General features: G+C 67.3%; 14 protein-coding genes. 8 read left to right on the top strand and 6 right to left on the bottom strand.

Annotation, left to right across the window (positions count from 1 at the left end):
* Positions 1-42 precede the first annotated feature (42 nt).
* The 4 genes from ctaD to C1931_RS01835 are packed head-to-tail and all read left to right on the top strand — an operon-like array spanning position 43 to position 3,401.
* The gene (ctaD, locus tag C1931_RS01825; protein ID WP_108751936.1) at positions 43-1,650 is read left to right on the top strand and encodes a cytochrome c oxidase subunit I; all 1,608 of its coding nucleotides are present in this window, start codon (positions 43-45) and stop codon (positions 1,648-1,650) included.
* An 8-nt stretch (positions 1,651-1,658) separates the two neighbouring features.
* The gene (locus tag C1931_RS20205) at positions 1,659-1,925 is read left to right on the top strand and encodes a hypothetical protein (RefSeq protein ID WP_108770947.1); all 267 of its coding nucleotides are present in this window, start codon (positions 1,659-1,661) and stop codon (positions 1,923-1,925) included.
* Positions 1,922-2,512 carry a cytochrome c oxidase assembly protein gene (locus C1931_RS01830; RefSeq protein WP_108751938.1) on the top strand — a complete coding sequence of 197 codons (591 nt, stop codon included), beginning with the start codon at positions 1,922-1,924 and terminating at the stop codon, positions 2,510-2,512. The genes C1931_RS20205 and C1931_RS01830 overlap by 4 nt, the downstream gene beginning before the upstream one ends.
* A gap of 13 nt (positions 2,513-2,525) precedes the next feature.
* Positions 2,526-3,401, top strand: coding sequence for a cytochrome c oxidase subunit 3 (locus tag C1931_RS01835; RefSeq protein ID WP_108748239.1), 876 nt, complete (start codon positions 2,526-2,528; stop codon positions 3,399-3,401).
* A gap of 20 nt (positions 3,402-3,421) precedes the next feature.
* Here C1931_RS01835 and C1931_RS01840 read toward each other — a convergent pair whose 3' ends face one another.
* On the bottom strand, positions 3,422-3,640 hold the full coding sequence (locus C1931_RS01840) for a twin transmembrane helix small protein (protein ID WP_108748240.1): 219 nt from the start codon (positions 3,638-3,640) through the stop codon (positions 3,422-3,424).
* A gap of 57 nt (positions 3,641-3,697) precedes the next feature.
* Here C1931_RS01840 and C1931_RS01845 point away from each other — a divergent pair, with 57 nt between their 5' ends.
* The 4 genes from C1931_RS01845 (at position 3,698) to cyoE (ending at position 7,156) form a co-directional block, all read left to right on the top strand.
* Positions 3,698-4,405, top strand: coding sequence for an SURF1 family protein (locus C1931_RS01845; RefSeq protein ID WP_108755197.1), 708 nt, complete (start codon positions 3,698-3,700; stop codon positions 4,403-4,405).
* A gap of 109 nt (positions 4,406-4,514) precedes the next feature.
* Positions 4,515-5,084 (top strand): hypothetical protein, encoded by a 570-nt coding sequence (locus tag C1931_RS01850; RefSeq protein ID WP_108751940.1) that lies wholly within the window; start codon positions 4,515-4,517, stop codon positions 5,082-5,084.
* 10 nt (positions 5,085-5,094) lie between these two features.
* Positions 5,095-6,258, top strand: a complete 1,164-nt coding sequence (locus tag C1931_RS01855) for a COX15/CtaA family protein (protein WP_108755198.1) — start codon at positions 5,095-5,097, stop codon at positions 6,256-6,258.
* A 4-nt stretch (positions 6,259-6,262) separates the two neighbouring features.
* Complete coding sequence (cyoE, locus tag C1931_RS01860; protein WP_108755199.1) at positions 6,263-7,156, top strand: heme o synthase; 894 nt, start codon at positions 6,263-6,265, stop codon at positions 7,154-7,156.
* A 108-nt stretch (positions 7,157-7,264) separates the two neighbouring features.
* Here the strand turns inward: cyoE and C1931_RS01865 are convergent, their stop codons facing one another.
* From C1931_RS01865 to C1931_RS01885, 5 genes are all read right to left on the bottom strand, one after another.
* Positions 7,265-8,236, bottom strand: a complete 972-nt coding sequence (locus C1931_RS01865; protein ID WP_108755200.1) for a bile acid:sodium symporter family protein — start codon at positions 8,234-8,236, stop codon at positions 7,265-7,267.
* 28 nt (positions 8,237-8,264) lie between these two features.
* On the bottom strand, positions 8,265-8,765 hold the full coding sequence (locus C1931_RS01870) for a sulfur transferase domain-containing protein (protein WP_108755201.1): 501 nt from the start codon (positions 8,763-8,765) through the stop codon (positions 8,265-8,267).
* A 22-nt stretch (positions 8,766-8,787) separates the two neighbouring features.
* Entirely contained in the window at positions 8,788-10,530 is a 1,743-nt protein-coding gene (dnaG, locus tag C1931_RS01875; protein WP_108755202.1) for a DNA primase, read from the bottom strand.
* Between the two features lie 58 nt (positions 10,531-10,588).
* Entirely contained in the window at positions 10,589-11,515 is a 927-nt protein-coding gene (locus tag C1931_RS01880; protein WP_108748250.1) for a YihY/virulence factor BrkB family protein, read from the bottom strand.
* Positions 11,516-11,676: 161 nt separating this feature from the next.
* The gene (locus tag C1931_RS01885; protein WP_108755203.1) at positions 11,677-12,120 is read right to left on the bottom strand and encodes a GatB/YqeY domain-containing protein; all 444 of its coding nucleotides are present in this window, start codon (positions 12,118-12,120) and stop codon (positions 11,677-11,679) included.
* Positions 12,121-12,189 lie beyond the last annotated feature (69 nt).

Consider the following 12,189-nt stretch of genomic DNA (forward strand, 5'->3'; position numbering starts at 1 on the left):
CCTGCGGCCGCGGTGACAACCGATTCTGAGAGGTGTTTTGCAATGGCGCACTCGGCAGTTGGGCACGACGATCACCACCACCACCAGAGCTTCTTCGAGCGTTGGTTCTTCTCGACCAACCACAAGGACATCGGCACGCTGTACCTGGGTTTCAGCTTCATCATGTTCATCATCGGTGCGGCGATGAGCGTGGTGATCCGTGCCGAACTGGCGCAGCCGGGCCTGCAGTTCGTCAAGCCCGAATTCTTCAACCAGATGACCACCGTGCATGCACTGGTGATGATCTTCGGTGGCGTGATGCCGGCCTTCGTGGGCCTGGCCAACTGGATGATTCCGCTGCAGATCGGCGCGCCGGACATGGCGCTGCCGCGCATGAACAACTGGTCGTTCTGGCTGCTGCCGGTGGCCTTCAGCCTGCTGCTGCTGACCCTGTTCCTGCCCGGCGGTGCACCGGCCGGTGGCTGGACGCTGTACCCGCCGCTGTCGCTGCAGGGCGGCTACAACGTGGCCTTCAGCGTGTTCGCCATCCACGTGGCCGGCATCAGCTCGATCATGGGCGCGATCAACATCATCGCCACGGTGCTGAACATGCGCGCGCCGGGCATCGACCTGCTGAAGATGCCGATCTTCTGCTGGGCCTGGCTGATCACCGCGTTCCTGCTGATTGCGGTGATGCCGGTGCTGGCCGGCGCGGTGACCATGCTGCTGACCGACAAGTTCTTCGGCACCAGCTTCTTCAATGCCGCCGGTGGCGGTGACCCGGTGATGTACCAGCACATCTTCTGGTTCTTCGGGCACCCCGAGGTCTACATCATGATCCTGCCCGCCTTCGGCGTGGTCAGCGAGATCATCCCGACCTTCAGCCGCAAGCCGCTGTTCGGCTACCAGGCGATGGTCTACGCCACCGCGGCGATCGCCTTCCTGTCGTTCATCGTCTGGGCCCACCACATGTTCACCGTGGGCATGCCGCTGGGCGGCGAGATCTACTTCATGTTCGCCACCATGCTGATCTCGATCCCGACCGGGGTGAAGGTGTTCAACTGGGTCAGCACCATGTGGCGCGGCTCGCTTACCTTCGAAGCGCCGATGCTGTGGTCGGTGGCCTTCGTCATCCTGTTCACCATCGGCGGGTTCTCCGGCCTGATGCTGGCCATCGTCGCCGCCGACTTCCAGTACCACGACACCTACTTCGTGGTGGCCCACTTCCACTACGTGCTGGTGACCGGTGCAGTGTTCGCGCTGATCGCAGCAGTGTATTACTGGTGGCCGAAGTGGACCGGGCGCATGTACAGCGAGAAGTGGGCCAAGGTGCACTTCTGGTGGTCGATCGTGTTCGTGAACCTGTTGTTCTTCCCGCAGCACTTCCTCGGCCTGGCCGGCATGCCGCGGCGCATTCCCGATTACAGCGTGGCGTTTGCCGACTGGAACCTGATCAGCTCGATCGGTGCGTTTGGCATGTTCGCCACGCCGTTCATGATGGCGGCGATCCTGCTGTCGTCGCTGCGCAATGGTGAAAAGGCCGCCGATCGTTCCTGGGAGGGTGCACGCGGGCTGGAGTGGACGCTACCCTCGCCGGCACCGGCGCACACCTTCACCACGCCGCCAACCCTGCGCCCGGGCGACCTGGCCCACGATGACATCACGCATTGAGGTGGGCCATGCATAACGAGAACCCGTTTCCGATGGGTAGAGTCGACTGTCAGTCGACTCGCGAAGAGCAGCCGACCAACGGTCGGCTCTACCAGAACCAGGGCGAAGAGCAGCCGAGCGGTAGAGTCGACCGTTGGTCGACTGGCGAGATGCAGCCGACCAACGGTCTGCTTTACCAGCAGCGCCAGCGCGCCCGCCGCACCGCACTGTGGGTCGGCGCCATCGCCGTGCTGGTCTACGTGGGCTTCATCCTCAGCGGGGTGATCGGCCGATGAGCGATGCACCGGCCACCGCGACCTCACGCAGCGCCGGCCTGCCGCGCCTGATCGGCGTGGCGGTGGCGGTGTTCCTGCTGACGTTCTCGCTGGTGCCGCTGTACCGCATCGCCTGCGAAAAAGTGTTCGGCGTGCGCCTAGAGCGCGGCCCCGGCAGTGAAGCCAGCACCGGCGCCGCCACCGGCAAGCGCACCGTGCGCGTGGAATTCGACGGCGGGGTGAATTCGCGCCTGCCGTGGTCGTTCCACCCCGAGCAGCTGACCATGGACGTGGTGCCGGGTGAACTCAACGAAGCCCTGTACTTCGCCCGCAACGACAGTGCAGGCGCGGTGGTGGGCAGCGCCGTGCCCTCGGTGGCGCCGGCACGTGCGTCGGGGTTCTTCAGCAAGACCGAATGCTTCTGCTTCACCGCCCAGACCCTGCAGGCCGGTGAGAAGCGCGACATGCCGGTGCGCTTCATCGTCGATCCCGACCTGCCGCCGGAGATCAAGACGATCACCCTGTCCTACACCTTCTACCGCAACGATGCGCTGTCCGATCGGCTGGCTGCAGCCGCTACCTCGGAAGGCGCGCACGCCGCTCCCTGACCCGGAAACCGACATGGCCCAGACCCCGCACGACGCCAATGTGTACTTCGTCCCGGCCCAGAGCCGCTGGCCGTTCGTGGGCTCCATCGCGATGATGGTGACCATGGTGGGCGTGGCCAGCTGGTTGAACGATGCCAGCTGGGGCCGCTGGACCTTCTATGCCGGCCTGGCGATGCTGGTGCTGACCCTGTTCTGGTGGTTCAGCGATGTGGTGCGCGAGTCGCAGGCCGGGCACTACAACCGCCAGGTCGATGGCTCGTTCCGCATGGGCATGGTCTGGTTCATCTTTTCCGAAGTGATGTTCTTCGGTGCCTTCTTCGGCGCGCTGTTCTACACCCGCAACCTGGGCCTGCCGTGGCTGAGCGGCGAAGGCGATGGGGTGATGACCAACGAGCTGCTGTGGCAGGGCTATTCGGCCGGCTGGCCGACCAATGGACCGGCGGCGATCGGCGGTGCGTTCCAGACCATTCCCGCCTGGGGCCTGCCGCTGATCAACACGCTGATCCTGCTCACTTCCGGCGTGACCCTGACCATCGCCCACCATGCCCTGAAGGGCGGCCACCGCCGCCAGCTGCTGGTGTGGCTGGGCCTGACCGTGCTGCTGGGTGCGTTCTTCCTGACCCTGCAGGCCGAGGAATACATCCACGCCTACAAGGAACTGAACCTGACGCTGGGCTCGGGCATCTACGGTTCCACGTTCTTCATGCTGACCGGTTTCCACGGTGCGCACGTGCTGCTGGGCACGATCATGCTGATCGTGATGTGGCTGCGCTCGGCCAAGGGCCACTTCACCCGCGACAACCACTTCGGCTTCGAAGCCGCCGCGTGGTACTGGCACTTCGTGGACGTGGTGTGGCTGATGCTGTTCCTGTTCGTCTACGTCCTTTGACTGCGCAGCGGCAGGTACCCTCAGCCGCCGACGCCGTGCGGCTTGATCCAGCCCATGTAGATGCTGACGATCACCAGCGCGATCAGCGCCACCGACACGGCAATGCGGCGGGTGAGCGCATTGACCGTGCGCTTGGTCTGGCCGCGGTCGACCAGCAGATAGTACAGGCCGGCGCCCAGATTCCAGACGATGACGATCAGGAACGCGATCACCAGCAGGGTCTTCAGCGAATCACTCATGCACGGCTCGGGGGCAGGGTGGATGCGCCTATCTGACCGCGTTTGCGTGGACTTGTCATGATGCGCCAGCACACACGCTGGATCGGCTGGCTGTTGGCGCTGCTGGCGATGGCCGGCTTCACCGCATTGGGCCTGTGGCAGTTGCAGCGCATGCATGCCAAGCAGGCGCTGCTGGATGCGCAGGGGTCGGCGGTGGCGCAGGCGTTGCCGCTGGCGCAGGCGCTGGCGGCGCCCGGTGCACTGCACGGGGTGGCCGACCACGGCCGCTTCCTGCCCGGCGTGGTGCTGCTGGACAACCAGATGCGCCACGGCCGCGCCGGGGTGAAGGTGTACCGGCCGTTCCGCAGTGACAGTGGCAGCGTGCTGCTGGTGGACCTGGGTTGGCGCGCGCTGCCGCCGGACCGCACCTTGCCGGTGCTGGACGCGCTGTCGGCGCCGCTGACGGTGCGCGGGTTGCTGGCGCCGCCGCCGTCGGCCGGCCTGGCGCTGGGCCCGGCGTTCAGTGAAACCGGGCAGCCCGGGCGCTGGCTGGCCAGCCGCCTGCCAGCGGATGGCCTGGCCCGCGCGCTGGGCCTGGCCGCGCTGCCCGACCGGGTGCTGCGGCTGGACCCGGCGCTGCCGATCGGCGACGAGCGCGATCTGGACCTGCTGCCCAACACCCTGCCGCCGCAGCGCCACCTGGGCTACGCCGTGCAGTGGTTCGGCCTGGCGCTGACCGTGCTGGTGGTGGCGCTGGTGCTGGAATGGCGCCGGCGGCGGCGTTGACCGGCTCCGGTGGGTGCCGACCTTGGTTGGCACCATTTCCCCCGACCAAGGTCGGGGGCTACCAGAGCGTCGGCCGCTTCCTTCCACCCAACCATGAGAAAATGCCCGCATGAACACCGCCACCACCCCGCAGGCACGTGGTTCCGGCCGCCGCACCCTGCTGCTGCTGTTCGCCGTGTTCTTCGGGGCGATGGCGCTGGCCGCCGTGCTGCGCTTCACCGGCTGGCAGCCCACCGGGCACCGCAATGCCGGGCAACTGCTGCAGCCACCGGTGGACCTGCGCCAGCAGCCGCCGACCCTGGCCAACGGCCAGCCCTACCCGTGGAACCCCGAGGCCCGCACCTGGCGGCTGCTGGTAGCGCCGGCCGGGGCCTGCGACGCGCAGTGCGTCACTTTGTCGCAGGGACTGGGCAAGGTGTGGCAGCTGTTCGGCCATAACGCCGATAATGTGGAGATTCTGTGGCTGGGCACGCCACCGGCGCCGATCGCCGCACTGCCCGCGCTGCGGCCACTGGCGCCGTCGCCCGCCCTGCGCGCGGCGTTGCCCGGTGCCGACGATCCGGCCGGATTGCCGGTCTATGTGATCGATCCGAACGGCTTCGTGATCATGCGCCATGCCCCCGGCAGTGACCTGGGGGGCCTGCGCAAGGACATGGCCACGTTGCTGAAACTGAAGTGAGTCCCGTTTGATGAGCCTTTCCGCGCGTCCGGCGCTGCACCGTAATTTCCACCGCCTGGCGTGGTTCGCCATGATCATGACCGCCAGCACGATCATGTTCGGCGCCTTCGTGCGCCTGTCCGATGCTGGCCTGAGCTGCCCGGACTGGCCGACCTGCTATGGCCAGGCCACCTGGCCGCAGCACGTGGAAGAAACCATCGGCCACCCGGCTACCGAGATCCGCCCGCTGGAAACCCACAAGGCCTGGCGCGAGCAGGTGCACCGCTTCCTGGCCGGCGCGCTGGGCATCGAGATCCTGACCCTGGCCCTGCTGGCCACCCGCAAGCGGCGCTTCGGCAGCACCGCGGTGGTGACCGCCTGCGTGCTGGTGGCCGCCGGCATACCGCTGTACATGATGGGCTGGCATGGCACGGCCAGTGGCCTGGCCCTGGTGGGTGAGGCGATCCTGCTGATCGCCGCGCTGCGCTGGAGCAACATCGACCTGGCCCGGGCGGCCCTGCTGACCCTGGCGGTGGTGATCTTCCAGGCCCTGCTGGGCATGTGGACGGTCACCCTGCTGCTGAAACCCATCGTGGTGATGGGCCACCTGCTGGGCGGCATGCTGATGTTCGGCCTGCTGGTGTGGATGGCCTGGCGGGCAACGCACCTGCCGATCACCCTGGCCGAAGCGCCGAAGCTGAAGTGGCTGCTGCGCATCGGCGTGGCCGTGCTGGTCACCCAGATCGCGCTGGGCGGCTGGGTCAGCGCCAACTACGCCGCGCTGGCCTGCGGTGGTGGCAGTGCGTCGCTGGACAACTTCCCGCGCTGTGCCAACCAGTGGTGGCCGCAGCACGACTTCGTGGAAGGCTTCACCCTGTGGCGCGGCATCGGCGTGGATTACGAAGGGGGCGTGCTGGATGGCGCTTCGCGCATCGCCATCCAGATGGCGCACCGCCTGTTCGCCATCGTGGTGGTGGCCTACCTGCTGTGGCTGGGCCTGCGCCTGTTCCGCCTGCCCAGCATGCGCGGCTGGGCCAGTGCGCTGGTGGCCCTGCTGGTGCTGCAGGTCACCCTGGGCATCCTGAACGTGAAGCTGGCCCTGCCGCTGGCGGTGGCCGTGGCCCACAACGGCGTGGCCGTTGCCCTGTTGTTCGTGCTGGTGAGCCTGCTGGCCCGCCTGCGCGCGCCGGACTGATCGCATGTTTTCCAACTATCGCCAGTACTGGGACCTGACCAAGCCCAAAGTCGTGGCCCTGATCGTCTTCACCGCCCTGGTCGGCATGGTCCTGGCCATTCCGGGCGTACCCAGCTGGGAACAGGTGCGCGCCGGCGCGCTGGGTTTCCTGGGCATCTGGCTGGCCGCCTCAGCGGCCGCTGCCATCAACCAGCTGCTGGATGCGCATATCGACGCGCAGATGGCGCGCACCTCGTGGCGCCCGCTGGTGGTGGGCAAGGTCAAGCCGTGGCAGGTGCTGGTGTTCGCCGGCGTGCTGATCGTGCTGTCGATGGCGATCCTGCTGCTGTGGGTGAACTGGATCACCGCGGTGCTGACCTTCGCCTCGCTGATCGGCTATGCGGTGATCTACACCGTGTACCTGAAGCGGGCGACCTCGCAGAACATCGTCATTGGCGGCCTGGCCGGCGCGATGCCGCCGATGCTGGGCTGGGCGGCGATCACCGGCATGCAGGGCTCGTCGGACTGGGCGTATTCGTCGCTGCTGGTGCTGATCATCTTCATCTGGACCCCGCCGCACTTCTGGGCGCTGGCGATCTTCCGCCGCGAGGACTACGCCAAGGCGAAGATCCCGATGCTGCCGGTCACCCACGGCGTGGTGCACACGCGCAAGCAGATCCTGGCCTATTCGGTGGTGCTGGCGCTGGTGTGCGTGGTGCCGTACCTGGTGGGCATGAGCGGGCCGTTCTACCTGGGCGGGGCGATCGTGCTCAATGCCGTGTTCCTCTGGTACGCCTGGCGCATGCAGAACCCGCCGGATGAATTCTTCTCGATGAAGATGTTCCAGTACTCCATCGTGTACCTGATGGCGCTGTTCGCGTTCCTGCTGGTGGACCACTGGATCCTGCCCTGGATGTGACCGGCTGATGCCGCCGGGCATGGCCCGGCGCTACCGATAGGGGTCGGATCCCCGAAGGGGCTCTGACCCCGTCTGCGCTCCGCCGGGCATGGCCCGGCGCTACCGGACTCAGGGCGCGCGCCGCGCATACCGCTGCGCGATCACGCCGCAGACGATCAGCTGGATCTGGTGGTAGATCATCACCGGCAGCACGATGGCGCCCAGGCTGCCGCCGGCGAACAACACCTTGGCGATCGGCACGCCGGTGGCCAGGCTCTTCTTCGACCCGCAGAACACGATGGCGATCTCGTCTTCGCGGTTGAAGTGCAGGCGGCGCGCCAGGAAGGTGATGAGCGGCATGGCGATGCCCAGCAGCACGGCGGCCACCACGGCCACGGCAAACAGGGACAGCAGCGGGGTCTTGCTCCACAGCCCTTCGGTCACCGCTTCGCCGAACGCCGAATACACCACCAGCAGGATGGTGGCCTGGTCGGTGTAGCGCAGCAGCGCGCGCTGCTTTTCCACCCAGCCGGCAATCCACGGCCGCAGCAGGTGGCCCGCCACGAACGGCACCAGCAGCTGCAGCATGATGCCGCCGATCGCATGCAGCGGGTCGTGCACGCCGCCGGAGGTGCCGGCCAGGGTGGTCAGCAGCAGCGGCGTAAGGAACACGCCCAGGATGCTGGACAGCGACGCACTGCAGACCGCGGCCGGCACGTTGCCGCGCGCCATCGAGGTGAACGCGATGGACGACTGCACGGTGGACGGCAGCGTGCACAGGAACAGCACGCCCAGGTACAGCTCGGGGGTCAGCAGCCAGCCTGACAGCGGCTTGAACATCAGCCCCAGCAGCGGGAACAGGATGAAGGTGCAGGCCAGGATGGTCAGGTGCAGCCGCCAGTGCAGCATGCCGCCAATGATCGATTCGCGAGGCAGGCGCGCGCCGTGCAGGAAGAACAGGGCGGCGATGGCCACGGTGGTGACATCGTCCAGCACCATGGCGGCGGCGCCCTTCATTGGCAGCAGTGAGGCCAGGGCCACGGTGCACAGCAGGGCGAGGGTGAAGTTGTCCGGTCGCAGGCGCGACCACCAGCGGGTCATGGTGGGCAGGCTCCTTGGTACGTGGGGGTCAGGGGGAGGTGACCGGTTCCGCCAGACGCTGGCGGGTGGCGGCTTCCAGGGATTTCAGGCCGGCCCGTTGGCCCAATGGCAGGGCCTGTTCCGGGGTGGCCTGTTCGTAGCGTGCGTTGACCAGGGCGAGCACGGCGCCGGCGCGGTTGCCCGAGGCGCAGTGCAGCAGCACCGACCCCTGGTTCTGCTGCAGCGCCTGGTGCACGGCGCGCACGTTGGCTGCATCCAGGCCCTCGGCGCCGGCTACCGGAATGCGCACGTAGCGCAGGCCCAGTGCTTCGGCCTGGGCCATCTCGTCGTAACCGCGGTCTTCATCGGGCTGGCGCAGGTCGATGACGGTGCGCACGCCCTGCGCGGCCAGCGCCTGCAGCTGCGCGGCACTGGGTTGGCCGCCGGCATGCAGGCCCGGGCGCACTTCGTTGATCGGATTCTCCCCGGCCAGCGCGGCCAAGGGCATGCAGAGCGACAACAACAGCAGGCAGGTCAGGCGCAGCAGCATGGTCTCTCCGTGGTTGGCCGCCCTACAGGCGCAGGGTGGCGCGCGCCTTCAACAGCTCGCGCAGTTCGTACTTGTCAGTATCGTCCAGGCCCTGCTGGCGCTGCTTTGCCAACAGTTCGTCCAGACGTTGCACCAGCAGTTGTTTCTCCAGCTGGGCGACGGCGTCGTGCAGTTCCTGGGTCCACACCGCCTCATCGCCGGGCAGGGTCTGCGCGGCCAGCGTGTGCAGCGAGGCCTGCTCTTCGCGGCCGTCGAAATGCTGCAGCAGGGCGCCGGTGCTGATGTCCGGGCGCTGTTCGACCAGCCCCAGCAGTTCCAGCAGCAGCTCCACGCCGGGCAGGCGCAGGCCCTGGAAGTGATGCTTGCCGCCCAGCGTGAGCGCCAGCGACGGCTGCTGCAGCAGTACCGCAATGGCGCCGCGCACCAGGCTGCGCTTGGCGATGGGCTGGATCTGCCGGGCCGGCGCGCGCTGCGGCACCGGCGCGCGCGCGGCCGCCGCGTTGCCGCCGCCCAGGCCGGTCAGCTGCGCCAGCTGCTGCTTCATCAGGTCGCCGAAGGCACCGTCGGGAATCTGCGCCAGCATCGGCTTTGCGCGTTCGGCCAGGCGGGCCTTGCCGTCCAGCGTGCCCAGGTTGATCTCGCGGGTCAGTTCATCGAAGAAGAACTGCGACAGCGGCGTGGCCTGTTTCAGGCGTTCGTTGAAGACCTCGGCGCCTTCCTTGCGCACGATGGTGTCCGGGTCCTCGCCATCGGGCAGGAACAGGAAGAAGGCCTGGCGGCCATCCTTCATGCGCGGCAACACCGATTCCAGTGCCTTCCAGCCGGCGCGGCGGCCGGCGGCGTCGCCGTCGAAGCAGAAGAACACGTCCGGCGCGTTGCGGAACAGCAGCTCGGCATGGTCGGGCGTGGTGGCCGTGCCCAGCGTGGCCACCGCCTGGGTGACCCCGAACTGGAACAGCGAGACCACGTCCATGTAGCCCTCGACCACGATCAACCGTTCGATCTTCTGGTTGGCCTGGCGCACCTGCCACAGGCCGTACAGTTCGCGGCCCTTGTGGAACAGCGCGGTTTCCGGCGAATTGAGGTACTTGGGGCCGTCGTCCTTCTCGAACACACGGCCACCGAAGGCGATCACCCGGCCACGGCGGTCGAAGATCGGGAACATCACCCGGTCGCGGAACTTGTCGTAGACGTGGCCGCGGTCGTTCTTGGAAAACAGACCGGCGCGGTCGAGCAGCTTCATCTTGCGCTCGTCCTTGCCCAGCGCATCGCGCAGCCCGCTGTAGCCGTCCGGCGCGTAGCCGATCTGGAAGCGGGCGCGGTTCTCTTCGTCCACGCCGCGGCCATCCAGGTAGGCGCGCGCCTTGTCGCTGCCTTCCAGGTTCTTCTGGAAGAACTTCATGGCCGCATCCAGCGCGGCATACAGCTCGCGGCCTTCGTCCTGCTGCTGCGCGCTGCGCGGGTTCTCGCTGCGCGGCACTTCCATGCCGGCGCGCTTGGCCAGTTCGTCCACCGCGTCGAGGAATTCGAGGCGGTCGTAGTTCATCAGGAAGCTGATGGCGGTACCGTGCGCGCCGCAGCCGAAGCAGTGGTAGAACTGCTTGGTGGGGGAGACGGTGAACGAGGCCGAGCGTTCATCGTGGAACGGGCAGCGGGCGGCGTATTCCTTGCCCTGGCGCTTCAGCGGCACGCGGCTGCCGACCACCTCGACGATGTCGGAGCGGGCCAGCAGGTCGTCGATGAATGCGTCGGGGATACGGGCCATGGGCAACAGGGCAGGGGCGCGGCCGGCAGGGCCACGCAGAGGGGAACAGACAGTGCCCCTAGTTTACCCCTTGCTGGGCATCTGCCTGCGCCGTTGCCGGATCGATGCCGGCCAGCGCCAGATGGTTGCGCGCGCGCAGGCGTTCGTCGATCACTGCAGTCATCAAGGCACCGACGAAGAACACCACGGTGGCGTAGTAGATCCAGACCAGCGAAATGACCAGCGCACCCATCGACCCGTAGGCGCTGCCCGGTGCGACGGTGGCGATGTAGACGCCGATGCCATAGCGCCCCAGCGCGAACAGCGCCGAGGTGATGACGCCGCCGATGAAGGCCTGGCGCCAGGCCACGCGCCGGTCCGGCAGGTAGTGGTACATGAAGGCGAAGCCGGCCGCGTACAGCAGCAGGCTGGTCAGGTAGCCGATGGCCGGCAGCACTGACGGCAGCTGCGCGAATGCGACCTGCAGCATGGTGGTGGCGGTCATCGACAGGATCAGCAGGAAGCCCAGCGCCAGCACCACGCCGAAGGAGAACACACGCTTGCGCAACCAGGCCTTGATGCCATCCAGGCGTTCGCCGCTGGTGCGGAAGATCAGGTTCAGTGCGTTCTGCAGCTGGGCGAACACCGCCGTGGCGCCGATGAACAGCAGCAGGGTGCTCCACAGCCCGGCCAGCGAGCCCACGTCGGGCTGGTTGTCGGCGTTCTTCAGCACGGTTTCGGCCACCGTGGCGGCACTGCTGCCGGCCACCGAGCTGATCTGTTCGACCAGGGCCTGCTGCGCGGGCGGGTACAGCGAGGCGGTCAGCCACAGCAGCAGCACCAGCAGCGGTGCCATCGACAGCAGGGCGTAGAAGGAGACCGAGGCGGCTTGGGTGAGCACATCGATGTCGACGAAGCGCTTGCCTACCGCCATCGGGAAACTGTCCTGCAGGCGCTGGACGTACTTTTGCAGATTCACGGGGACGCGGGGTGCCGGTTCGACCATGCGGCTGTTGTAGCAGCCGGGGGTCGAAGGCGTGGTGAAGCGCCGGGGACCGCGATGGGGTCAGAGCCCTTTCGCGTGGCGAAAGGGATCCGACCCCGGGAATGCTGCGATGGGGTCGGATCCCTTTCGCGCGCGAAAGGGCTCTGACCCCAAGGGCTGGCTTACGACAGCTGCTGCTTGACCAGCTTGGACACCAGGCCCATGTCGGCCTGGCCAGCCAGCTTCGGCTTCAGCGCGCCCATCAGCTTGCCGATGTCGGCCGGGGTGCTGGCGCCGGTTTCGGTCATGGCGGCCTGGATGGCGGCCACGATCTCGGCTTCGCCCATCTTGGCCGGCAGGTAGGCTTCGATCACCACGATCTCGGCGCGCTCGATCTCGGCCAGGTCTTCACGGTTGGCCGCTTCGTACTGGCTGACCGAGTCCTTGCGCTGCTTGACCATCTTGTCCAGCACGGCGATCACGGCGGTGTCATCCAGCTCGACGCGCTCGTCCACTTCCTTCTGCTTGATGGCGGCGTTGATCAGGCGGATCACGCCCAGCTTGTGCTTCTCGCCGCCCTTCATGGCGGCCTTCATGTCTTCGGTGAGCTGCTGCTTCATGCTCATGAGGAACCTCGTGGTGGTGGTGGGGCGGGGCGGATGCCCGGGCCCGGAAACGCAAAAAGCCGGCAACGC

The organism is Stenotrophomonas sp. YAU14A_MKIMI4_1 (genome assembly GCF_003086855.1).
In the GTDB taxonomy this organism is placed as follows: domain Bacteria; phylum Pseudomonadota; class Gammaproteobacteria; order Xanthomonadales; family Xanthomonadaceae; genus Stenotrophomonas.

Excerpts from the sequence above, each read along its gene's own strand:
- ctaD (WP_108751936.1), top strand. The coding sequence starts at position 43 with ATGGCGCACTCGGCAGTTGGGCACGACGATCACCACCACCACCAGAGC.
- C1931_RS20205 (WP_108770947.1), top strand. The coding sequence starts at position 1,659 with ATGCATAACGAGAACCCGTTTCCGATGGGTAGAGTCGACTGTCAGTCG.
- C1931_RS01830 (WP_108751938.1), top strand. The coding sequence starts at position 1,922 with ATGAGCGATGCACCGGCCACCGCGACCTCACGCAGCGCCGGCCTGCCG.
- C1931_RS01835 (WP_108748239.1), top strand. The coding sequence starts at position 2,526 with ATGGCCCAGACCCCGCACGACGCCAATGTGTACTTCGTCCCGGCCCAG.
- C1931_RS01840 (WP_108748240.1), bottom strand. The coding sequence starts at position 3,640 with ATGAGTGATTCGCTGAAGACCCTGCTGGTGATCGCGTTCCTGATCGTC.
- C1931_RS01845 (WP_108755197.1), top strand. The coding sequence starts at position 3,698 with ATGATGCGCCAGCACACACGCTGGATCGGCTGGCTGTTGGCGCTGCTG.
- C1931_RS01850 (WP_108751940.1), top strand. The coding sequence starts at position 4,515 with ATGAACACCGCCACCACCCCGCAGGCACGTGGTTCCGGCCGCCGCACC.
- C1931_RS01855 (WP_108755198.1), top strand. The coding sequence starts at position 5,095 with ATGAGCCTTTCCGCGCGTCCGGCGCTGCACCGTAATTTCCACCGCCTG.
- cyoE (WP_108755199.1), top strand. The coding sequence starts at position 6,263 with ATGTTTTCCAACTATCGCCAGTACTGGGACCTGACCAAGCCCAAAGTC.
- C1931_RS01865 (WP_108755200.1), bottom strand. The coding sequence starts at position 8,236 with ATGACCCGCTGGTGGTCGCGCCTGCGACCGGACAACTTCACCCTCGCC.
- C1931_RS01870 (WP_108755201.1), bottom strand. The coding sequence starts at position 8,765 with ATGCTGCTGCGCCTGACCTGCCTGCTGTTGTTGTCGCTCTGCATGCCC.
- dnaG (WP_108755202.1), bottom strand. The coding sequence starts at position 10,530 with ATGGCCCGTATCCCCGACGCATTCATCGACGACCTGCTGGCCCGCTCC.
- C1931_RS01880 (WP_108748250.1), bottom strand. The coding sequence starts at position 11,515 with ATGGTCGAACCGGCACCCCGCGTCCCCGTGAATCTGCAAAAGTACGTC.
- C1931_RS01885 (WP_108755203.1), bottom strand. The coding sequence starts at position 12,120 with ATGAGCATGAAGCAGCAGCTCACCGAAGACATGAAGGCCGCCATGAAG.